Origin of the sequence: Pseudomonas sp. Z4-7, from assembly GCF_051131965.1 — a bacterium.
Lineage (GTDB): Bacteria > Pseudomonadota > Gammaproteobacteria > Pseudomonadales > Pseudomonadaceae > Aquipseudomonas.
The window spans coordinates 1,444,586-1,464,219 of sequence record NZ_CP071642.1; the positions used below are offsets into that span (position 1 = coordinate 1,444,586).

Sequence of the window (19,634 nt, forward strand, 5' to 3'; positions counted from 1 at the left end):
GCGTAGGACGTTGCCGCCGTCTCCCGGGCGGTGTCGTATGAATCAAGGCTGCTTTTATATACGCATGGTTGCCGCGATGACAGGTCCAAAAGCGGCTAATTTGTAGGAAATTTGTTGGGATCGGATGACAGATCGTTAACATCCGCCGCTTGCAAACAAAAAAGCCCCGGCTCTTTCGAGTCGGGGCTTTTGCTTACACGGCGCCGGTTTACAGCGCGGGATAATCGATATAACCCACCGGTCCCTTGCCATAGAAGGTTTCCGGGTGAGGTTCGTTCAGCGGTGCATCGGCTTTCAAGCGTGCCGGCAGGTCCGGGTTGGCAATGAACGGCACGCCAAACGCCACGGCGTCAGCCTTGCCTTCCGCCAGCCAGGCATTGGCACTTTCTTTGGTGAAACGCTCGTTGGCGATGTAAGGGCCGCCGAACGCTTGCTTCAGTTGTGGGCCGATGCTGTCCGCGCCTTCTTTCTCGCGCGAGCAGATGAAGGCGATGCCACGCTTGCCCAGTTCGCGGGCCACATAGCTGAAGGTTTCCAGGCGGTTTTCGTCGCCCATGTCATGGGAATCGGCGCGCGGTGCCAGGTGCACGCCCACGCGGCCGGGGCCCCAGACTTCGATCGCCGCGTCAGTCACTTCCAGCAACAGGCGCGCACGGTTCTCCAGGGAGCCGCCGTAGTTGTCGGTGCGCTGGTTGGTGCTGCTTTGCAGGAACTGGTCGAGCAGGTAGCCGTTGGCGCCATGAATTTCCACGCCATCAAACCCGGCGGCCTTGGCGTTTTCGGCACCCACACGGTAGGCATCGACGATGTCGGCGATTTCCGCGGTTTCCAATGCGCGCGGCGTCGGGTAGTCGGCCAGCGGACGTACCAGGCTCACATGCCCCTTGGGCTGGATGGCGCTCGGAGCCACCGGAAGCTCGCCGTCCAGGTAGGACGGGTGGGAAATCCGGCCGACGTGCCAGAGCTGTAGGAAAATCTTGCCGCCGGCGCCGTGGATGGCTTTGGTCACGTTGGCCCAGCCGCGTACCTGGTCGTTGGACCAGATGCCTGGGGTATCGGGGTAGCCCACGCCCATCGGCGTCACCGAAGTGGCTTCGCTGAGGATCAGCCCGGCGGAGGCGCGTTGCACGTAATACTCGGCCATCAGCGCGTTGGGTACTCGGCCTGCGTCAGCGCGGCAGCGGGTGAGCGGGGCCATGATGATGCGGTTTTTCAGCTCGATGTCGCCGAGTTTGATGGGGTCGAAAATTGTCGCCATGAAATGCAACCTCGCAAGTGAAGGGTTAAAAGTCAGTGAGTGGCAGGGGCCAGGTCGGCATTGCCGCCCTGGCGAAAAGTGATCAGGGTTACCAGCAGTGCCAGCACGGCCAGCGCGCCGGCGGCCAGGGGCACGGCTGTCAGGCCCAGGCCATGGTCGATGACACTGCCGCCGACCCAGGCACCCAAGGCATTGCCAATGTTGAAGGCACCGATGTTCAGGGTGGACACCAGGTTTGGCGCGGCTTTGCCGAAGGTCACCACGTTGACTTGCAGGGCCGGCACGGCGGCAAAGCAGGCGGTGGCCCAGAGGAACAGGGTGATTTCAGTCGGGATCAGCGCCACGCTGGTCCAGCTCAATACCGTGGACACCAGCGCCATGGTCAAAAAGACGCCCATCAGCGTGTTCGCCAGGCTCTTGTCCGCCAGCTTGCCGCCGATGATGTTGCCAAGCGTCAGGCCGAGGCCGATCAGGACCAGGGTCCAGGTCACGCCACGGGGCGAAACGCCGGTGACTTCGCCGAGCAGAGGGGCGACGTAGGTGAACAGCGTGAACACCGAGGCGGAGAACAACGCGGTCATGCTCAGCGACAGCCACAGGCCTGCGCCCTTGAGCGCCACCAGCTCGGCACGCATGTCGAGTTTTTCCTCGTCGCGCTTGGCCGGCAGGAAGCGGATCAGACCGATCAGGGCGATCACACTGATGACCGTCACGGCCCAGAAGGTCGAGCGCCAGCCGGCCTGTTGGCCCAGTGCGGTGCCCAGCGGTACGCCGAGCACGTTGGCCAGGGTCAGGCCGGTGAACATCAGGGCCACGGCCGAAGCGCGCTTGTTCGGCGCCACCAGGCCGGCCGCCACCACCGAGCCGATGCCGAAGAACGCACCGTGACACAGGGCAGTGACGACCCGGGCGAACATCAGTACGTTGTAGTCGCTGGCGACGGCGCAGAGCAGGTTGCCGACTATGAAGATCCCCATCAGCGCCACCAGCGCAGCCTTGCGCGGCAGCCGCGCGGTGGCCATTGCCATGAACGGCGCACCGATGGCCACGCCCAGCGCATAGCCGGTCACCAGCCAGCCGGCACCGGGAATCGATACGCCGAGGTCCGCCGCCACATCGGGCAACAGGCCCATGATGACGAATTCCGTCGTGCCGATGGCGAAGGCGCTAAGCGCCAGGATCAAGAGTGAAAGGGGCATTTCGAATCCTTGTCAGGTCAGAGCTCTTGGCTCATTTGCTTGAGGAATTGCTGGATCACGTCCTCGTTGCGTTTGAAGAAGTGCCATTGACCGACCTTCTGGCTGGTGATCAACCCCGCCCGCTGCAACACCGCCAGATGCGCCGATACCGTGGACTGCGAAAGGCCGCAGCGCTGATCGATCTGGCCGGCGCAAATACCGAATTCATGGTTGTGCAACTGTTCGGGGAACTGGACCTTGGGGTCCTTGAGCCAGTTGAGGATGTCTCGCCGTACTGGGTGCGCCAGGGCTTTTATTATTTCGTCGAGGTCGAGGGTCATTGGGGCAGCTCTTATGAATAACGCTATATCGCGATGAGGCGAACCTTAAATCGTTGCTTCGCGATATACCAATATGTATTTGATCTGATGAGCGAACAAATCGCTATATCGGGTTATAACGATATAAGCGCGGCGATGGTAAGCTGCCCGCCATGAACTATCTCGCACACCTGCACCTCGGCGGCCCTGGCCGGGAACAACTGCTCGGCAGCCTCTACGGCGATTTCGTCAAAGGGCCGCTGCAGGGGCAATTCACTCCGCAGATCGAAGCGGCGATCGCCCTGCATCGACGCATCGACATGTACACCGATCGCCATCCGTTGGTGGATATCGCCTTGTCGCGCTTCTCCACGGTCCGCCGGCGTTATGCCGGGATCGTGCTGGATGTGTTTTTCGACCATTGCCTGGCCCGCGACTGGGCGCAGTACGGCGAAGGGCCGCTGCTGGATTTCACTTCCCGGGTCTACCAGGTGCTCGCCGCCGAAGCGCAACTGCCCGGGCGCCTGGCGCAGATCGCGCCGTTCATGGCGGCGGATGACTGGTTGGGTTCCTATAAGGAATTCGACGTGCTCGGGCAGGTGCTGCGCGGTATTTCCCGGCGCCTGTCGCGGCCCGAGGAACTGGCGGGGGCGATGGCGGAGTTGGTCAGGCTGTATGAGCCGTTGAGCGAGGATTTTCGGTTGTTCTATCCGCAGTTGCAGGATTTTGCGCAGAATCAGATCACACCGCAAAATTGATATTGTGGGAGCGAGCCTGCTCGCGAAGACAGTGCATCAGTCGATAAAAATATTGGCTGACACACCGTCTTCGCGAGCAGGCTCGCTCCCACAGGGTGGGAGTTCAGAGGCTTCGGATCAAGCCGCAATCGCCGCAGGCCGTACCGGCGCTTGCTGTTTCTCTGGAATCGTTCCGAACAGCGCCTTGTGCACCGCCTGTTGCGCCTGGAATGCCAGGGCCGCGCGTTCCTGGCCGTGGCAGGCAATGGGCTCCAGCAAGTGGATTTCCACGTCGCCCAGGTCATTGGCAAACAGGCGCATCAGATGTGACAGCAGGTCATCATCGCCAATGAAGGGAGCCAGCAAGTCGGGTTCGCCGTTACGCAGGTAACGGATCGCCACCGGTTGCAAGGCCACATCGGCATCGATGGCCGCCGACAGCAGGCGACCATGGAACGTGCGCAGCGAACGTCCGTCGGTGGTCGTACCCTCAGGGAACATGAGCAGCGGATGCGCTTGCTCCAGATGGCGGCTCATCTGTTTGCGAATCAACTGGCTGTCGCCCGAGCCGCGCCGGATGAACAGGCTGCCGGCCTTGGCGGCCAGCCATCCAGCCACCGGCCAGGTGCGCACTTCGGCCTTGGACAGGAACGACAGCGGCGTGAGCATGCCCAGCAGCGGAATGTCGGTCCAGGACACATGGTTGCTGACCCACAGCATCGGCTGTTTTGGCAGGTGTCCATGAACGGTGACGCGAAAGGGCAGGGCATTGCTCAGTCGCGCCATGAAAAACCGCGACCAGCGCTGGCGGCGCACCATCGAATGGGCCAGCCCCAGGCGTTCCAGCAGCCCGAACACACTGGCCATGGCCAGGCCCAGCGCTACGACCAGCAACACGCGCGCGATTCGCGCGTACACCCGCAGCCGGCTCATCACACCGCCGCCTTGAAGTGACGGGCATAACGCGGGCAGAGTTCGTCGCGCTTGAGCAGGATGAACACGTCGGCGACCTGGAAATCCTCGTCCCAGCACGGCTCGCCGCAAATCTTCGCGCCCAGGCGCATGTACGCCTTGAGCAGCGGTGGCATCTCGGCGATGACGTTGGACGGAACGTCGAGTGCCGGCAAGGGTTTTTTCGGCACGGCTTGCAGGTGTTCGGTGCACAGGTAGCGTTCGCGCAGGCGTTGCATGATCGCCTGGGCCTGGATGCCGCCGTCTTGCATCGGAATGCTCGCGCAACCCATCAGGTAGCTGTAGCCGCCTTCATTGAGGACTTCGGCCAGTTCGCCCCAGAGCACCGCGATGGTGCCGCCGTTGCGGTAGGCCGGGTCGACGCAGGTGCGGCCGATTTCCAGGATCGGACCCTGGAGATGGACCAGCCCGTGCAGGCTGAATTCTTCTTCGCTGTAGAACCGGCCCAGACTGCTGGCGGCCTGGTGGTCGAGCAAGCGGGTGGTCGCCACGAGGCGGCCGGTGTTCAGGTCGCGTACGCCGATGTGGGCGCAGTGAACATCATAGTCATCCATGTCCAGACCCAGTTCCGCGCCCTTGAGCTTGGCGTTGAATTCGCCGCTGAAGACGTTGAAGCGCAGGGCCTGTGCTTCTTGCAAGGCCTTGGCGCCAATCAGGCGTTCGGCTTGCAGGCGGCGTTCATTGCCGGTGTCGCTGATGCGGGCGATCTGAGTCATAGCGAATCTCCGTGCGGGCTTTACACCCGTCTTGGGGTGAGCCAATCGACTTTCTTTATGCAGCCATGTTGTGCAAAGTCAGGCTATGTAGCCCCGGTGTCATCGCCATGAAGCTTTGGTGATGCTTATATGACAGCCCACGAGGAACCCCCATGCCTTGGCAAACCCTGATCGAACGCGGCGAGCGGTTGCCTGCCTTCATGGATCTGGCGGAAGGTCACGCGGGCTTGTTGCAACGGCTGGGGCCGGTCACGCCATTCGAGCTGGCCGTGGCCGGCGCGAGGTTGATGGCCACGCCGGGGCTGGCGTTCCTGGTGGGCTACCAGGCGGCCCTGCGGGCGCTCTGGCCAAGCGCGCCGCAGAGCCTCGGCGCCTTGTGCGCCACCGAGCAGCGCAGCCTGCGCCCGGCGGATATGCAGACCCGTCTCAGCGACTTGCGGGTGAATGGACGCAAGGATTTCGTCACCGCAGGCGATGCCGCCGAATGGCTGCTGATCGAGGCCCGAAGCGAAGCGGCCGGCGAAGCACCGCGGCTGAAGCTGGTGGTGGTCTATGGCGGAGAACCTGGAGTGAACCTGGAAAAACTCCCCGCCATCCCCTTGATGCCGGACATCGGCCATGCTCGGGTATTGCTCGATGGCGCGTTGTGCGAAGTGCTGCCGGGTGACGGCTGGGATGCCTACGTCAAACCGTTCCGTACCCTGGAAGACCTTTATGTGCTCAGTGCAATGGCTGCCTGGCTCTATGGTGTGGGCCAGGAGTGCGATTGGCCGCAGGCCTTGCAACTGCGTCTGCTGGCGTTGCTGGCGGGGTGCGCGGAGGTGAGTCGGCAAAATCCGTCCAGTGCGGCCGGGCATGTGCTGCTGGGTGGGCTGTTCGCGCAGTTCAAGGGGCTTGATGCCGAATTGAATGAGGCACTGGCTGCTGGGCCGGCGTCGTGGCGAGAAATGTGGGGGCGCGACAAAGGAGTCATGGACATCGCGGCGGGCGCGCGGGCCAAGCGGTTGGCCAAGGCGTTGGAATCTTTATTGGCTTGACGGGCCTCCTCGCGAGCAAGCTCGCTCCCACATGGGTCTGTGTCGCACATGAGACCCATGTGGGAGCGAGCTTGCTCGCGATGGCGTCCTCCCAGACCCCATCAACTCAAACTGTCATCAAGCCCGGCTAGGCTCTGCAGGTTAAATCCTGCGAGCCCCACGCATGTCCAGACGCTGGCTGTTGCTCCCGCTGTTGCTGTTGACCCTCACAGCCCGCGCTGAAGAGTGGCCGTCAGAACAATGGCCAACCGGCCCGACGCCCACTGGGCCGGCCCTCGAAGCGCTGGAGCAATACGCCTTTACCCAAAGGGATGACAGCACCCGCGAGGGCATCCGCACCGACGCGCTCCTGATCATCCAGGACGGCCGACTGGTCTATGAACGCTACGCCGGACCCACGACCGCCCAGACTCCGCACCTGACCTGGTCCATCAGTAAAAGCCTGCTGGCGACAATCTTCGGCGTGGCCTACGGCGAAAGGCTGTTTGCCCTGGATGATCTTGCTGCCAAGTACTACCCGCCGCTGCAGCGACACCCGGACATGACCCTGGCCGATCTGTTTCATTGGACTTCCGGCCTGGACTGGCAGGAAGACTACGAATACGCGCCACTCAATTCCTCGGTCGTGGCGATGCTCTACACGCGGGGGCGCCACGACATGGCGGCGTTCACTGCCGCGCACACAAGCTTCGGCCCGCCCGGGCAAGTGTTCCGTTACTCCAGTGGCGACAGCAACCTGCTGGCGGCGGCGCTGAAAACCATCGTCGGCCCGGCGCGCTATGCCGATTACCCCTGGACGGCCCTGTTCGAACCGCTGGGCATCCGCCACGCGACCTGGGAAACCGACGCCAGCGGCACGTTTGTCGGATCGTCCTATGCCTACCTGACGGCGCAGGACCTGGCGCGTGTCGGCTTGTTGATGCAGCGCGATGGCCGCTGGGGCGACCGGCAACTGGTGCCGAAAGACTGGATAGCATTCAATCGCGAGCCTTTCGCCGGTTTCCAGGCGGGCCAGGACGAAGCCGTGCCTGGCGGGCATTGGTGGCTCAATCGCGGTGCCGACGCCACCCTCCGCCCATGGCCTGACGCACCGCCGGATACGTTTGCCGCGCTCGGTCACTGGGGCCAGGCGCTGTATATCATTCCCAGCGCCAGGCTAGTGATCGTGCGCTACGGCGATGACCGCGACGGCAGCTACCGCCACAACGAATTGCTCAAGCGCGCCATGGCGGCCTTCGCCGGGGCGGTACGACCATGAGACGCAACGTGTTGCTCAGCCTGGCGTCGGTGCTGCTCATTGCCCTGTTCGGTTGGGTCTGGCTGGAACGGGTGGCCCTGCAGGCCTTTCCCGGCATTATCAGCGCGTACACCGCCAAGGAGTATTGCTCGTGCCGCTATGTGATGCGGCAGCCAGCCGAGTATTGCCGGGGCTACGTGAAGCAGTCGGTTCCCGTCAGCGATTTTTTCGAGACCGTTGAAGCCAGACGCGTCACCGTCAGCGGGTTGGGGCGTAGCCACAGTGCGCGCTGGATCGGCGAGCGGCAGGGGTGCCGGTTGGAACCCTGAATGCTGATTCAAGGATTGCCTTTGTGGCGAGCCAAGGCAGTTGTCGAAACCGACAGTTTGCAATCGCCCTCGTCCCGGTTAAGGTTCGCCACAGGTTTCTCTGCCCTCCGAGTCTGTATGTTCAAGCGGTTCCTCCCCCACGCTGTCATCACGTTGCTGCTGGCCTGCGCCGCATTGCCGGCCCAGGCCGATTGGTACCTGGACGGCGAATCGTCGCGGCTTTCGTTTATCAGCAGCAAAAACGGCAATGTGTCCGAGGTCCAGCGCTTTCTGGTGCTTCATGGCCAGGTCCAGCCCAAGGGCCTGGCGCGGCTGGAGGTCGAGCTGGAGTCTATTAACAGCGGCGTCCCGCTGCGGGACGAACGCATGCGCGCCGAGCTGTTCGAGATCAAGCAGTTTGCCGAAGCCACCATCACCGCGCAGCTTGACTTGATGCCGATCCAGGACCTGGCCAACGGCGCACAGTTGGAGCTGCGCCTGCCGGTAACGGTGGACCTGCATGGCAAGCAGCACGAATACAACGTGCAACTGCTGGCGACGCGCCTGGATGAGCGACGTTTCCAGGTCGTGACCCTGGAGCCGGTGGTGCTCAACGCGGCGGATTTCGGCCTGGCGCCGGGCCTGGAAAAGCTGCGCGCACTGGCCGGATTGTCGACTATCAGCCTGTCGGTGCCGGTGAATGCGGTGCTGATCTTCACGGCGCGCTGACATGAGCGGTCCGGTATTCCCTTGGCGCGAAGGCAATCGCTTCGAGTTGCTGATCGACGGTCCGCAGTTCTTTCCGCGCATGCTGGTGGAAATCGCCCGCGCCCAGGAGCAGGTGGAACTGGAGCTGTATCTGGTGGAGGCGGGCGCTTGCGCCGAGGCGATGGTCCAGGCGCTTGTCCAGGCCGCCGAGCGGGGTGTTCGCGTGCGCTGCCTGTTCGACGACTACGGCAGCCTGGCGTTTACCCTGGGCCTGCGCAATCGCCTGGTCGAGGCAGGTGTGGAGCTGCGGTTCTACAATCGCCTGAGCTGGCGTCGCTGGGTGCGCAATCTTTACCGCGACCATCGCAAGCTGCTGCTGGTCGATCAGCGCCTGGCGGTGGTCGGCGGCACCGGGGTCACCGACGAATTCTGGAACCCTTTGGAAGACCAAAGCGACTGGCACGAGGTGATGGTGGAAATCGTCGGCCCGCTGGTGCTCGACTGGCAGCTTCTGTTCGACCGCCAGTGGCTCGCCAACCGCCATCGTCGGGCCTGGAAACCGGCTTCCAATTTCGGCTTGCCGCGCTTGCCCCGTGTTCCGCCGGTGGGCGAGGGTATGGGCCGGGTGGCCTATGCCGACGCCCGCCAACACCGCGACATTCTGCAATCACTGTCCCGGGCGTTAAACAGCGGCCAGAAACGTATCTGGATGGCCACGCCGTATTTCCTGCCGACCTGGAACGTGCGTCGCTCCTTGCGCAAGGCCGCCGCTCGGGGCGTCGATGTGTGTCTGCTGCTGACCGGCCCGCGCACCGATCACCCCTCCGTGCGCTACGCCGGCCACCGTTATTACCCGCGCCTGCTCAAGGCCGGTGTGAAGATCTATGAGTACCAGCCATGTTTCCTGCATTTGAAAATGGTGCTGGTGGACGATTGGGTCAGCATCGGCTCGTGCAATTTCGATCACTGGAACCTGCGCTTCAACCTGGAGGCCAATCTGGAAGCACTGGACTCAGGACTGAGCAAGGCCGTGGCGGCCAGTTTTGAGCGCGATTTCGACCAAAGCCTGCAAGTGAGTCTCGACGCCTGGCAGCGTCGGCCGCTGTGGAAGCGCGTCAAGCAACGGTTGTGGGGATGGGTGGACCGGCTGGTGGTGAATCTGCTGGATCGACGGGGGTAACCAGCCCACCGCAAAACCAATGTGGGAGCGAGCTTGCTCGCGATTGCGGCCTGACTGTCGATGATGCATTAACTGACAGGGCCTCATCGCGAGCAAGCTCGCTCCCACAGGGTTGTTATTGTGCGGCTGGCTCAGAGCAACTCGAAACTCTGCTGCTTCACGTCCTGGGAATCCAGGCCGATCTGCACGTTGAACTTGCCCGGTTCAGCGGCGTACTTGAGCTGGGCGTTGAAGAACTTCAGGTCGTCTTCGGTGATGGTGAAGTGGATGACTTTCTTCTCGCCGGCCTTGAGCATCACCTTGCGGAAGTTCTTCAGCTCTTTCACCGGACGGATGATCGAGCCGGTCACGTCCTGGATGTACAGCTGCACCACGGTTTCACCGTCACGCTCGCCGGTGTTTTCCAGGGTGATGCTGGCGTCGAGCTTGCCGGTCTTGTTCAGCGTGGTGGACGACAAGGCCATGTCCGACAGGTTGAACGTCGTGTAGCTCAAGCCATAGCCGAACGGGTAGAGCGGGCCGGTGGTGTCGTCGAAATATTGCGAGGTGTAGTTGCCCGGCTTGCCCGGCGTGAACGGCCGGCCGATGCTCAGGTGATTGTAGTAGGTAGGAATCTGCCCGACCGAGCGTGGGAAGGTGATCGGCAGCTTGCCCGACGGGTTGTAGTCGCCGAACAGCACGTCAGCAATGGCGTTGCCGCCTTCGGTGCCGCTGAACCAGGTTTCCAGGATCGCATCGGCTTGCTGTTGTTCTTCCAGCAGCGACAGCGGACGGCCGTTCATCAGCACCAGCACCAAGGGTTTGCCGGTGGCTTTCAGGGCTTTGATCAGCTCGCGCTGGCTGGCCGGGATGTTCAACTCGGTGCGGCTCGAGGACTCGTGGGACATGCCACGGGACTCGCCCACGGCGGCCACGACCACGTCGGCTTCCTTGGCGGCTTTCACCGCTTCATCGATCAGCACCTGGGCCGGGCGCGGGTCATCCACCACTTCCGGTGCGTCGAAATTGAGGAAGTTGAGGTAGTCGAGCACCTTCTTGTCGCCGGTGATGTTGGCGCCACGGGCGTAGATCAGCTTCGACTCGCCGCCCAGCGCACGGGCCATGCCGTCGTACACGGTGACCGACATGGCCGGGCGACCGGCGGCGGCCCAACTGCCCATCATGTCGATCGGCGCCTTGGCCAGCGGACCGACCAGGGCGATCTTCGCGGTCTTCTTCAAGGGCAGGGTCTGGTTGCGGTTTTCCAGCAGGACCAGGCTGCGGCGCGCCACGTCACGGGCATCGGCGCGATGCATGCGGCTGTCGGCATAGACGTCGGCCGGGTCATCCTCGGCCTTGCCGATGCGCAGGTACGGGTCCTTGAACAGGCCCATGTCGTACTTGGCGGCCAGCACTTCACGCACCGCGTTATCAAGGTCGCTCTGCTCGATTTCGCCAGCCTTGAGCAGCCCTGGCAGCTCTTTGCCATAGAGCGAGTCGTTCATGCTCATGTCGATGCCGGCCTTGATCGCCAGTTTGGCCGCTTCGCGACCGTCCCGGGCGACGCCATGCTTGATCAACTCGAAAATCGCCCCGTGGTCGCTGACGGCCAGGCCCTTGAAGCCCCATTCCTTGCGCAACAGGTCGTGCATCAGCCAGGTGTTGGCGGTGGCCGGCACGCCGTTGATGGAGTTCAGCGCGACCATCACCCCGCCTGCACCGGCGTCGATAGCGGCGCGATAGGGCGGCAGGTAGTCCTGGTACATTTTCACCGGGCTCATGTCCACGGTGTTGTAGTCCCGGCCGCCTTCCACCGCGCCATACAGGGCGAAGTGCTTGACGCTGGCCATGATGCTGTCGGCGGCGTTGGCGCCGCTGCCCTGGAATGCCTTGACCATCACCCCGGCAATGCGCGACACCAGGTAAGTGTCCTCGCCGAAACCTTCGGAGGTGCGGCCCCAGCGCGGGTCGCGGGAAATATCCACCATCGGCGCGAAGGTGATGTCCAGGCTGTCGGCCGCCGCTTCCTTGGCCGCGATACGGCCGGAGCGGTAGATGGCGTCCATGTCCCAGCTCGAAGCCAGGGCCAGGGGAATCGGGAAAATGGTCCGGTGGCCATGGATCACGTCATAGGCGAAGAACATCGGGATCTTCAGCCGGCTGCGCATGGCCGCGTCCTGCATCGGACGGTTTTCGTCGCGGGTGATGGAGTTGAACGTACCACCGATGTTGCCCGCGGCGATTTCCTTGCGAATCATCTCCCGGGGCATTTCCGGGCCGATGCTGATCAGGCGCAGTTGGCCGATCTTTTCCTCGAGGGTCATTTGCTTCATCAGGTTGCTGATGAAAGCGTCCTTGTTCTCTATGGGGGCTGGCAGGTTGTCGGCTAATACAGGTTGAGTGGCCAGGGTGACAAACAGGCCCAGCAGACACAGCTTCTTCATGAATGATTTTCTCGCAAGCCTAAAGGGCGGTGAACAGGACACGCCGGTCAGCCTGAATGTGAGGAGCGGCTATTGTTGTTCGGGTGTATCCGGATAAATGCAGCACACTTTCGAACCCATGGGGATGAACTAAGTTTCGCACCGGGCATCTTTTAGCCCATCGACCCGATTCAATCCAGTGCGGCGGCGATTATGCCCCAGACGCCGGTAAGATAGGTGGCGGTGTTTTTTTAATGCAATGCAAGGGAGCGCTCGATCCGATGAATCCACGACTGAACCACCCTCGCGGCCTGCAAATGCTGGCCCTGATGCTGTTCACCACGCTGTTGGCCGGTTGCGGCATCAATAACATCCCGACGCTGGACGAGCAGGCCAAGGCGGCCTGGGGCCAGGTGCAGAACCAATACCAACGCCGCGCCGACCTCATCCCTAACCTGGTGGAAACCGTCAAGGGTTATGCCCGGCATGAGCAGGAAACCCTGACCGCAGTCATCGAAGCGCGGGCCAAGGCCACCTCGATCCAGGTCGATGCCAATACCTTGGACAATCCGGAAAAACTCAAGCAGTTCCAACAAGCCCAGGACCAGTTGAGCGGGGCGTTGAGCCGCTTGATGGTGGTGTCCGAGCGCTACCCGGACCTGAAGGCCAACCAGAACTTCCTGGCCTTGCAATCGCAACTCGAAGGCACCGAGAACCGCATTGCCGTGGCGCGTCGCGACTTCATCCTGGCGGTGCAGAAGTACAACACCGAGATCCGCACGTTCCCCGGTCGTCTTTGGCACAGCGTGATGTACAGCGACTTGCCGATCCGCGAAACCTTCGAGGCGACCAGCCCGAATGCCGAAAAAGCGCCTGAGGTGAAATTCTGATCGTTGTTCCACAGGCTATGGCATTCCTACGGATGAGGTTCCAATGCGCGCGTTGAAGTTTGGCCTGGTGCTGTTGCTCTGGGTGTTCGCAGTTACGGCCCAGGCCGAATTGAAGTTCCCGGCATTGACCGGGCGGGTGGTGGACACCGCCCAGATGCTGGAGCCCTCGGTGCGCACGCAACTCGATGCGCAACTCAAGGCCCATGAGCAGGCCACCAGTGAACAGGTGGTTGTCGTCACCCTGCCGGACCTGCAGGGCGCCAGCATCGAAGACTTCGGTTACCAACTAGGCCGCCACTGGGGCATCGGGCAAAAGGATAAAAACAACGGCGCGCTGCTGATCGTCGCCCGCGATGACCGTAAACTGCGGATCGAAGTGGGGTACGGCCTGGAAGATCGGCTGACCGATGCCCAGAGCTCGGTCATCATCAATCAAGTCATCACTCCGGCATTCAAGACGGGAAATTTCAACAAGGGCATCAGCGACGGCGTCGCGGCGATGCTCGTGGTGTTGGGCGGCAGTCCGCTGGATGAGCCAGCCCCTGCGTATGACGCGGGAGGGCAGGGTGAGGGCGACTTCATCGACCGGCATGCGGGGCTGATAATCTTCCTGGCGATGCTGTTCATCCTGACGATAGGCGTTTGCCAGGTGCTTGGTATCCTGCCGAGCAGTGGCGGTTCCGGCGGTGGCAGCCCCAGAAGCGGCGGTGGCGGTTTCGGCGGCGGCGGTGGCGGAGGCTTCAGCGGTGGCGGTGGCAGTTTTGGTGGCGGCGGTTCGTCGGGCGGCTGGTGAGCATAATAATGAGCAGGCATTTTTGACATGGCATTACTGACTGAACACGAACAACGCAAGGTGGCCGAGGCCATTGCCCGGGTCGAGCGCGACACCGATGCCGAACTGGTGACGGTGCTCGCTGCTCGCGCCGACGACTATGCCTACATCCCGCTGCTCTGGGCCAGCTTGCTGGCCTTGGTGGTGCCCGGCGTGGCGCATTACCTGACGGGCTGGCTGACCACGCACAGCTTGCTGTTGGTGCAGTGGGGCAGTTTCATCGGGTTGTGCCTGCTGTTTCGCCTGCCTGCTATCACCACGTACCTGATCCCTCGCTCAGTACGTCACTGGCGAGCGTCGAACCTGGCGCGCCGGCAATTTCTCGAGCAGAACCTGCACCATACGGTGGACGGCACAGGCATGCTGATTTTTGTTTGCGAGGCCGAGCGGTATGTGGAAATCCTGGTGGACGAGGGCATTTCCAAGCGACTCGACAATAAGCATTGGGAGGCGATCGTCGCGGCATTTACCCAGCGGGTTCGCCAGGGCCAGACGTTGCAAGGCTTTGTGACGTGCATTGAAGCCTGCGGCGAACTGCTCAAGGCGCATGTGCCGGTGACCCATGCGCGCAATGAGTTGCCGAATCGGTTGGTGGTGCTCGGCTGACACTATTTTCTGCCGGACACCGTTGTGGCGGGAGCGCCTTTGTGGCGAGGGAGCTTGCTCCCGCTGGAGCGCGAAGCGCTCCCCATCGGTCTGAAGGTTGAGTCAGGCCTGGAGTCAGGCGACTGCTTCGCAGTCGAGCGGGAGCAAGCTCCCTCGCCACGAAAGCCTGGCTGACCATGAAGATGGATTCTCGCTTTTGCACCGTTGGGGAAATTCCCCGTGCCCTGGCCTCCCATCCCCCCTAAAATACCCGCCATTCCCGATCCGCCCGCCCCGAGGCCGCTTTTCCATGTCCGTCACTGCAACTTCCGCCCGTCCCGCGCCGGATCACCACGCCCAGTTCATCGAGCTGTTGCAGGCTAGCCTTGGGCAGAACGCCTTCATCAAGCTGGTGCTGGCCAAATACGTCGGTGACGAAGCCGATCTGCAGCGGCTGATCATCAAGCAACTGACGGTCAAGGATCAGCCGTGCCTGTCCTTCGTCTACCGCTACAAGACGCGCGACATCACCAAGAATTTCCCGCTGGTCGAAGGCGTTGAGACGGTCGCCGCGCTGTTGCCGGCCTCGTTCAAGAACGCACATCTGCTGGCAATCACTGACGAGGCGCAGCTGGAGTACAGCAAGAAGGGCAAGAGCTCGTTGTTCAAGAGCAAGCCCCAGCAGCTGCGGGAAGTGCCGTCCGCGGGGCACAACCGTGAGAAAAGCCGCTTCCTCGATCTGAGCCGGCCGTTCCTCGCCGACCTGGGCGTGACCAACCACAAGCACGAGCTGATTCCGGCGATGTCGCGCAAGTGGAAGCAGATCAACAAGTTCATCGAAGTCTTCAGCCACGCGTTGACGTCTTCGCCGCTGGCGCTGGACAAACCGGTGCGGGTCGCGGATTTCGGCTCGGGCAAGGGCTACCTGACGTTCGCCATCCATGATTACTTGCGCAACACCTTGCAGGCCGAGGGGCTGGTGACAGGCGTCGAATTGCGCGAGGACATGGTCAAGCTGTGCAACGAAGCCGCCGCGCGGCTAGAGCATCCGGGCCTGGAGTTCCAGCACGGTGACGTGCGCAGCGTCGCGCCGCGTGAAGTGGACGTGATGATCGCCCTGCATGCCTGCGACATCGCCACCGACTACGCGATCCACATGGGCATCCGCTCGGGGGCCTCGATCATTATGTGCTCGCCGTGCTGTCATAAGCAGATCCGCCTGCAGATCCAGAGCCCGGCGCTGCTCAAGCCGATGCTGCAATATGGCCTGCACCTGGGCCAACAGGCGGAAATGGTCACCGACAGCCTGCGGGCGCTGTACCTCGAAGCCTGTGGCTACGAGACCAAGGTGTTCGAGTTCATCTCCCTGGACCACACCAACAAGAACAAGATGATCCTGGCGGTCAAGCGCGCCGAGCCGGTGGATCCTGCCGAACTTCTTGCCAGGATCGAAGAGCTCAAGGCGTTTTACCACATCACCGAACATTGCCTGGAAACGCTGCTGCGGGCTGACGGCTACCTCGCTTGAAACCGCTGCTCGAAATCCTGTGGGAGCGAGCTTGCTCGCGATTGAACGATGACGCGGTATGCCTGAAACACCTTATCGCCTGAATCGCGAGCAAGCTCGCTCCCACAGGGGGCGACCGACACGCCGCTGTGCAGCCCGTCAGCCAGTGGACAGAGTTTCTCCCTGTTCTGTTACAGCGGACTACCTTTAATGCGTTCCCCCACGCATCCCAAAGGAGCCCATGCCATGGCCGCGAAGAAAATCCTCATGCTGGTCGGCGATTACGTCGAAGATTATGAAGTGATGGTGCCTTTTCAGGCCCTGCAGATGATCGGCCACACAGTGCATGCGGTGTGCCCGGACAAAACCACCGGGCAGACGGTGCGCACCGCGATCCATGATTTCGAAGGCGACCAGACCTACAGCGAGAAGCCTGGGCATCTGTTTGCCCTCAACCATGATTTCGCCAGCGTCCAGGCCAGCGACTATGACGCACTGCTGGTGCCGGGCGGTCGTGCGCCGGAATACCTGCGCCTGAATGAAAGCGTCCTGCAACTGGTGCGCGATTTCGATCTGGCGGGCAAGCCGATCGCCGCGGTGTGCCATGGGGCGCAATTGCTTGCGGCGGCAGGCATCCTGGAAGGGCGGGAATGCAGCGCCTATCCGGCATGTGCTCCGGAGGTGCGCCTGGCCGGCGGGACGTTTATCGATATTCCAGTGACCGAAGCCCATGTCCAAGGCAACCTGGCCACGGCACCGGCGTGGCCCGCCCATCCGAACTGGCTGGCGGGGTTCCTGACGCTGCTGGGCACGGCCATCACCTTGTAGTACCAGGACGCGCGCACTCGCGCCTATGGAGTGAGCTCTTGTGGCGAGGGAGCTTGCTCCCGCTGGAGCGCGAAGCGGTCCCATCGCGTAAATGGCGACCGCTTCGCAGTCGAGCGGGAGCAAGCTCCCTCGCCACGGTTCTGCGCCGCCCCGTCGGATTTAGACCTCCACCGGCACCGCCAGCTTCGGATCGCCCAGCGGGTGGGTCTTGGCATCGAAGAAACGCAGTTGCGTGTCCAGGCCCTCGAACAATTTGGCGTAATGCCGCTTCTGATGCTGGATGAACGCCTGGCTGCGCGGGTAAATCGAGATGGCCACCGTCCTCGGCGCCGCTTGGCGCAGGGCATGGACGATATGGCTGTCCTGCTCGCCCAAGGCATGGCCGAACAGACACAGATTGTCGTCGTGGTGCAGCAACTGGTCGTAGCAGAACGACAGGTAATCGCTGCTGCGGATGGTCTTGAGTTTGTCCTGGCTCGGCCCTTCGCTGACAAAAAGCGGCACGTCGTCGAGGGTCTTGAGGGTGTTGTTGATGGCAAAACTGCCCAACAGCGTGCCTTCGGTGGAAGCGAGCTTGCGTGCCGTGCCGTCCTGGTTGCGCACCAAATGCAGGCCGCCGTGCAGATACAACAGGCGCGGCTTGTCTGTACTGGTCCGACTCGGATCGAAGCTGTGATCGGCACCCAGGAACAGATCGGTCAGGGTCTCGGGCGTATGCTGGATCGCCCAATAGCTGAGCAGATCGTAGTTGGTGGTGAACACTGTGCGGTAGCGGCCCAGCTCCTGATTGAGACTTCCCAGGGTCGAGGGTTGCACCAGTCGCCAGGGGATATGCACCGCGTGCACGGTGTTGATCAAGGCTTCCTTGATTGCGTAATAGCGATTGCGCGGGGCGGCGGAGCTGACGGCCAGGGCCTTGTTGACCCGGCTGGTGGTTTTCAACGCGCCCAATACCTGCTCGAAACTGCGGGTCTGCAGGGCGTCGAAGACGCTCAGTTCCGAAGGGCTCAGTGGTTTTTCCTCGACGGTGCGGGCGTTCTCGAACAACGAGTCATAGCCGAAATCATCCCACACGGCGCGGCTCGCGCCATTGCCCACCAGCAGGCCGCTGAAAGCGGTGTTGGTGCGCAACGTCTCCCAATTGTCGAGCCGGGCGTCGTATTCCTGGAAATCGGTCATTGCGAAGGTCATCTCAAAACGTGGCAAAGGGCAGGACGCGACTTTATCACGACCCAGTCTTGAGCCAGATCAAGATACGTCGTGACCGGCCGATAACCTTTCAGGCGTTCTGGTCGAGCGGTTTACTGAGGCGGATCGGGCGCCTGGGCTATCCTCACCGGTATTCAGGGCGCGCGCTGGCCTGGCGATTTCCCGGTTCGTTCATTGCTGTATTCCCGGATGGCTTCTGTGCCATGGATATTCGAAACTCCACGCCGCTGGCCGGTTACCTTGATCTGCTGATGGATGCCGTGTGCGCCGTCGACGCCCTGGGGCGTTTCGTGTTTGTAAGTGCCGCCAGCGAGCGGATCTTCGGCTACACGCCGAAGGAGCTGATCGGCCGTTCGATGATCGATATGGTCCACCCTGCCGACCGCGAGCGGACCCTTGACGCGGCGCGCGAAGTCATGCGTGGAGAGCCCAAGCTCAATTTCGAGAACCGCTATCTGCGCAAGGACGGTGGGGTCGTCCATATCCTCTGGTCGGCGCGCTGGTCCGAGCCTGACCAATTGCGGATCGCCGTGGCGCGGGACATCACCGAGCGCAAGCTGGCGGAGTCTCGGCAGGCCGCGTTGTACGCGATCTCCGAGGCCGCCCATGCGGCTGCCGACCTGCTGGCGTTGTTCAAACGTATCCATTTGATAATCGGCGAGTGGCTGCCAGCACTGAATTTTTCGGTGGCGTTGTATGACGAGCAATGTGCCCAGCTCAACTTTCCCTATCACGTCGACGACCGGGAGCGGCAGCCGGAACTGCCGGGTACGACCATCGGGCGTTTGTGTGCCGAAGTCATACGCAGCGGCCAGCCGATCCTGCTGACGCCCGGCTCCAGCTCGTTGCCCGTGGAGCTGCACGACCTCGTGGCGAAACCGGACGCGCCGTGCTGGCTGGGTGTGCCACTGAATTCGCAGAGCGGCACGATTGGCGCGTTGATCGTCAAGAGCGCGGCGGATAACGAGCGCTACACCGAGCAGGACAAGGAATTGCTGCAGTATGTTTGCGTGCAGATTGCGATTGCCATCGAGCGCCAGCAACTGCATACCCGGTTGCAGCACATGGCGCAGTACGATCAGCTCACTCAGGTACCCAATCGCGAGTTGCTGCGTGACCGCTTCAAGGCCGCGTTGACCACGGCCCGTGTTGCATCGGGGCGGATGGCATTGCTCTACATCGATCTGGATCGCTTCAAACAGATCAACGACACCTACGGCCATGCCGTTGGCGACATGCTGCTGCAAGCGGTGGCCAGCCGACTCAAGGGTTGCATACGTGACACCGACACCGTCGCACGCATCGGTGGCGATGAATTTGTGGTGCTGCTCCATAGCATCCAGAGCGTGGCAGACGCCGACCGGGTGCAGGAGCAGATTCGTCACGCGCTGGCCCAGCCGCTGCGGCTGGACGGTCATTGCCTGAGCATCGAACCGAGCATTGGCGTGGCATGTTTCCCCGAACACGGCACGGAAGACATCACCTTGTTCCGCCACGCCGACGAGGCGATGTACGCAGCCAAACGCCACAATCACCGGGCCTTCGGCATCTGACACTTCACCGTTCGTCGTCGCGCCAGCGCTTTTTCCAAACCTTGAATGCCGACTCATTTCAAATAAAATACGGGGCAGGCATGCCCATCATTCATGCAATACGGAGGGCTCGAGCATGCGCGGGTCAAGCAACATTTATCCGGGAAACATTGCTCATGATCGAACGAAGGTGTCTGA

At 62.1% G+C, this 19,634-nt stretch carries 19 protein-coding genes; 12 read left to right on the forward strand and 7 right to left on the reverse strand.

The window, feature by feature from the left end; translation table 11 throughout:
* Positions 1–208 precede the first annotated feature (208 nt).
* Genes J3P91_RS06305 through J3P91_RS06315 form a run of 3 tightly spaced genes read right to left on the reverse strand, consistent with a single transcriptional unit; the run spans position 209 to position 2,777 of the window.
* Complete coding sequence (locus tag J3P91_RS06305; protein WP_434603018.1) at positions 209–1,258, reverse strand: alkene reductase; 1,050 nt, start codon at positions 1,256–1,258, stop codon at positions 209–211.
* Positions 1,259–1,290: 32 nt separating this feature from the next.
* The gene (locus J3P91_RS06310) at positions 1,291–2,457 is read right to left on the reverse strand and encodes an MFS transporter (protein WP_434603019.1); all 1,167 of its coding nucleotides are present in this window, start codon (positions 2,455–2,457) and stop codon (positions 1,291–1,293) included.
* Between the two features lie 17 nt (positions 2,458–2,474).
* Positions 2,475–2,777, reverse strand: coding sequence for an ArsR/SmtB family transcription factor (locus tag J3P91_RS06315; RefSeq protein WP_014336977.1), 303 nt, complete (start codon positions 2,775–2,777; stop codon positions 2,475–2,477).
* Between the two features lie 152 nt (positions 2,778–2,929).
* Here J3P91_RS06315 and J3P91_RS06320 point away from each other — a divergent pair, with 152 nt between their 5' ends.
* On the forward strand, positions 2,930–3,514 hold the full coding sequence (locus J3P91_RS06320) for an ACP phosphodiesterase (RefSeq protein ID WP_434603020.1): 585 nt from the start codon (positions 2,930–2,932) through the stop codon (positions 3,512–3,514).
* Between the two features lie 117 nt (positions 3,515–3,631).
* On the opposite strand, the gene J3P91_RS06325 is transcribed toward J3P91_RS06320, so the two are convergent.
* Positions 3,632–4,426, reverse strand: coding sequence for a lysophospholipid acyltransferase family protein (locus J3P91_RS06325; protein WP_434569530.1), 795 nt, complete (start codon positions 4,424–4,426; stop codon positions 3,632–3,634).
* Positions 4,426–5,181, reverse strand: coding sequence for an L-ornithine N(alpha)-acyltransferase (olsB, locus tag J3P91_RS06330; RefSeq protein WP_305496260.1), 756 nt, complete (start codon positions 5,179–5,181; stop codon positions 4,426–4,428). Before olsB ends, J3P91_RS06325 begins: the two co-directional genes overlap by 1 nt.
* A 152-nt stretch (positions 5,182–5,333) precedes the next feature.
* On the opposite strand from olsB, the gene J3P91_RS06335 reads away from it, so the two are divergent.
* From J3P91_RS06335 to J3P91_RS06355, 5 genes are all read left to right on the forward strand, one after another.
* Positions 5,334–6,218, forward strand: coding sequence for an acyl-CoA dehydrogenase (locus J3P91_RS06335; protein WP_434603021.1), 885 nt, complete (start codon positions 5,334–5,336; stop codon positions 6,216–6,218).
* A 163-nt stretch (positions 6,219–6,381) separates the two neighbouring features.
* Positions 6,382–7,476 carry a serine hydrolase domain-containing protein gene (locus tag J3P91_RS06340; protein ID WP_434603022.1) on the forward strand — a complete coding sequence of 365 codons (1,095 nt, stop codon included), beginning with the start codon at positions 6,382–6,384 and terminating at the stop codon, positions 7,474–7,476.
* Positions 7,473–7,784 (forward strand): amidase, encoded by a 312-nt coding sequence (locus tag J3P91_RS06345; protein ID WP_434603023.1) that lies wholly within the window; start codon positions 7,473–7,475, stop codon positions 7,782–7,784. Before J3P91_RS06340 ends, J3P91_RS06345 begins: the two co-directional genes overlap by 4 nt.
* Before the next feature lie 117 nt (positions 7,785–7,901).
* Positions 7,902–8,492 (forward strand): YceI family protein, encoded by a 591-nt coding sequence (locus J3P91_RS06350; protein ID WP_434603024.1) that lies wholly within the window; start codon positions 7,902–7,904, stop codon positions 8,490–8,492.
* Between the two features lies 1 nt (position 8,493).
* Positions 8,494–9,651 carry a phospholipase D-like domain-containing protein gene (locus J3P91_RS06355; RefSeq protein ID WP_434603025.1) on the forward strand — a complete coding sequence of 386 codons (1,158 nt, stop codon included), beginning with the start codon at positions 8,494–8,496 and terminating at the stop codon, positions 9,649–9,651.
* Between the two features lie 131 nt (positions 9,652–9,782).
* Here J3P91_RS06355 and bglX read toward each other — a convergent pair whose 3' ends face one another.
* A complete protein-coding gene (bglX, locus tag J3P91_RS06360) occupies positions 9,783–12,074 on the reverse strand; it encodes a beta-glucosidase BglX (RefSeq protein ID WP_434603026.1) in 2,292 nt (763 codons plus the stop codon).
* Positions 12,075–12,334: 260 nt separating this feature from the next.
* Here bglX and J3P91_RS06365 point away from each other — a divergent pair, with 260 nt between their 5' ends.
* The 5 genes from J3P91_RS06365 to J3P91_RS06385 all read left to right on the forward strand — a co-directional run bounded on the left by J3P91_RS06365 (position 12,335) and on the right by J3P91_RS06385 (position 16,695).
* Entirely contained in the window at positions 12,335–12,943 is a 609-nt protein-coding gene (locus J3P91_RS06365) for a LemA family protein (RefSeq protein ID WP_434603027.1), read from the forward strand.
* A 43-nt stretch (positions 12,944–12,986) separates the two neighbouring features.
* Entirely contained in the window at positions 12,987–13,736 is a 750-nt protein-coding gene (locus J3P91_RS06370; protein ID WP_434603028.1) for a TPM domain-containing protein, read from the forward strand.
* Positions 13,737–13,763: 27 nt separating this feature from the next.
* The gene (locus J3P91_RS06375) at positions 13,764–14,381 is read left to right on the forward strand and encodes a TPM domain-containing protein (RefSeq protein WP_434569522.1); all 618 of its coding nucleotides are present in this window, start codon (positions 13,764–13,766) and stop codon (positions 14,379–14,381) included.
* Between the two features lie 289 nt (positions 14,382–14,670).
* Positions 14,671–15,888 carry a class I SAM-dependent methyltransferase gene (locus tag J3P91_RS06380; RefSeq protein WP_434603029.1) on the forward strand — a complete coding sequence of 406 codons (1,218 nt, stop codon included), beginning with the start codon at positions 14,671–14,673 and terminating at the stop codon, positions 15,886–15,888.
* Between the two features lie 225 nt (positions 15,889–16,113).
* Positions 16,114–16,695, forward strand: a complete 582-nt coding sequence (locus tag J3P91_RS06385) for a DJ-1/PfpI family protein (RefSeq protein WP_434603030.1) — start codon at positions 16,114–16,116, stop codon at positions 16,693–16,695.
* A 159-nt stretch (positions 16,696–16,854) separates the two neighbouring features.
* Here the strand turns inward: J3P91_RS06385 and J3P91_RS06390 are convergent, their stop codons facing one another.
* Entirely contained in the window at positions 16,855–17,874 is a 1,020-nt protein-coding gene (locus tag J3P91_RS06390) for a DUF4917 family protein (protein ID WP_434603031.1), read from the reverse strand.
* Positions 17,875–18,107: 233 nt separating this feature from the next.
* Between J3P91_RS06390 and J3P91_RS06395 the strand changes: the two genes are divergently transcribed.
* A complete protein-coding gene (locus tag J3P91_RS06395; protein ID WP_434603032.1) occupies positions 18,108–19,457 on the forward strand; it encodes a diguanylate cyclase domain-containing protein in 1,350 nt (449 codons plus the stop codon).
* Positions 19,458–19,634: the final 177 nt, after the last annotated feature.

Excerpts from the sequence above, each read along its gene's own strand:
- J3P91_RS06305 (WP_434603018.1), bottom strand. The coding sequence starts at position 1,258 with ATGGCGACAATTTTCGACCCCATCAAACTCGGCGACATCGAGCTGAAA.
- J3P91_RS06310 (WP_434603019.1), bottom strand. The coding sequence starts at position 2,457 with ATGCCCCTTTCACTCTTGATCCTGGCGCTTAGCGCCTTCGCCATCGGC.
- J3P91_RS06315 (WP_014336977.1), bottom strand. The coding sequence starts at position 2,777 with ATGACCCTCGACCTCGACGAAATAATAAAAGCCCTGGCGCACCCAGTA.
- J3P91_RS06320 (WP_434603020.1), top strand. The coding sequence starts at position 2,930 with ATGAACTATCTCGCACACCTGCACCTCGGCGGCCCTGGCCGGGAACAA.
- J3P91_RS06325 (WP_434569530.1), bottom strand. The coding sequence starts at position 4,426 with ATGAGCCGGCTGCGGGTGTACGCGCGAATCGCGCGCGTGTTGCTGGTC.
- olsB (WP_305496260.1), bottom strand. The coding sequence starts at position 5,181 with ATGACTCAGATCGCCCGCATCAGCGACACCGGCAATGAACGCCGCCTG.
- J3P91_RS06335 (WP_434603021.1), top strand. The coding sequence starts at position 5,334 with ATGCCTTGGCAAACCCTGATCGAACGCGGCGAGCGGTTGCCTGCCTTC.
- J3P91_RS06340 (WP_434603022.1), top strand. The coding sequence starts at position 6,382 with ATGTCCAGACGCTGGCTGTTGCTCCCGCTGTTGCTGTTGACCCTCACA.
- J3P91_RS06345 (WP_434603023.1), top strand. The coding sequence starts at position 7,473 with ATGAGACGCAACGTGTTGCTCAGCCTGGCGTCGGTGCTGCTCATTGCC.
- J3P91_RS06350 (WP_434603024.1), top strand. The coding sequence starts at position 7,902 with ATGTTCAAGCGGTTCCTCCCCCACGCTGTCATCACGTTGCTGCTGGCC.
- J3P91_RS06355 (WP_434603025.1), top strand. The coding sequence starts at position 8,494 with ATGAGCGGTCCGGTATTCCCTTGGCGCGAAGGCAATCGCTTCGAGTTG.
- bglX (WP_434603026.1), bottom strand. The coding sequence starts at position 12,074 with ATGAAGAAGCTGTGTCTGCTGGGCCTGTTTGTCACCCTGGCCACTCAA.
- J3P91_RS06365 (WP_434603027.1), top strand. The coding sequence starts at position 12,335 with ATGAATCCACGACTGAACCACCCTCGCGGCCTGCAAATGCTGGCCCTG.
- J3P91_RS06370 (WP_434603028.1), top strand. The coding sequence starts at position 12,987 with ATGCGCGCGTTGAAGTTTGGCCTGGTGCTGTTGCTCTGGGTGTTCGCA.
- J3P91_RS06375 (WP_434569522.1), top strand. The coding sequence starts at position 13,764 with ATGGCATTACTGACTGAACACGAACAACGCAAGGTGGCCGAGGCCATT.
- J3P91_RS06380 (WP_434603029.1), top strand. The coding sequence starts at position 14,671 with ATGTCCGTCACTGCAACTTCCGCCCGTCCCGCGCCGGATCACCACGCC.
- J3P91_RS06385 (WP_434603030.1), top strand. The coding sequence starts at position 16,114 with ATGGCCGCGAAGAAAATCCTCATGCTGGTCGGCGATTACGTCGAAGAT.
- J3P91_RS06390 (WP_434603031.1), bottom strand. The coding sequence starts at position 17,874 with ATGACCGATTTCCAGGAATACGACGCCCGGCTCGACAATTGGGAGACG.
- J3P91_RS06395 (WP_434603032.1), top strand. The coding sequence starts at position 18,108 with ATGGATATTCGAAACTCCACGCCGCTGGCCGGTTACCTTGATCTGCTG.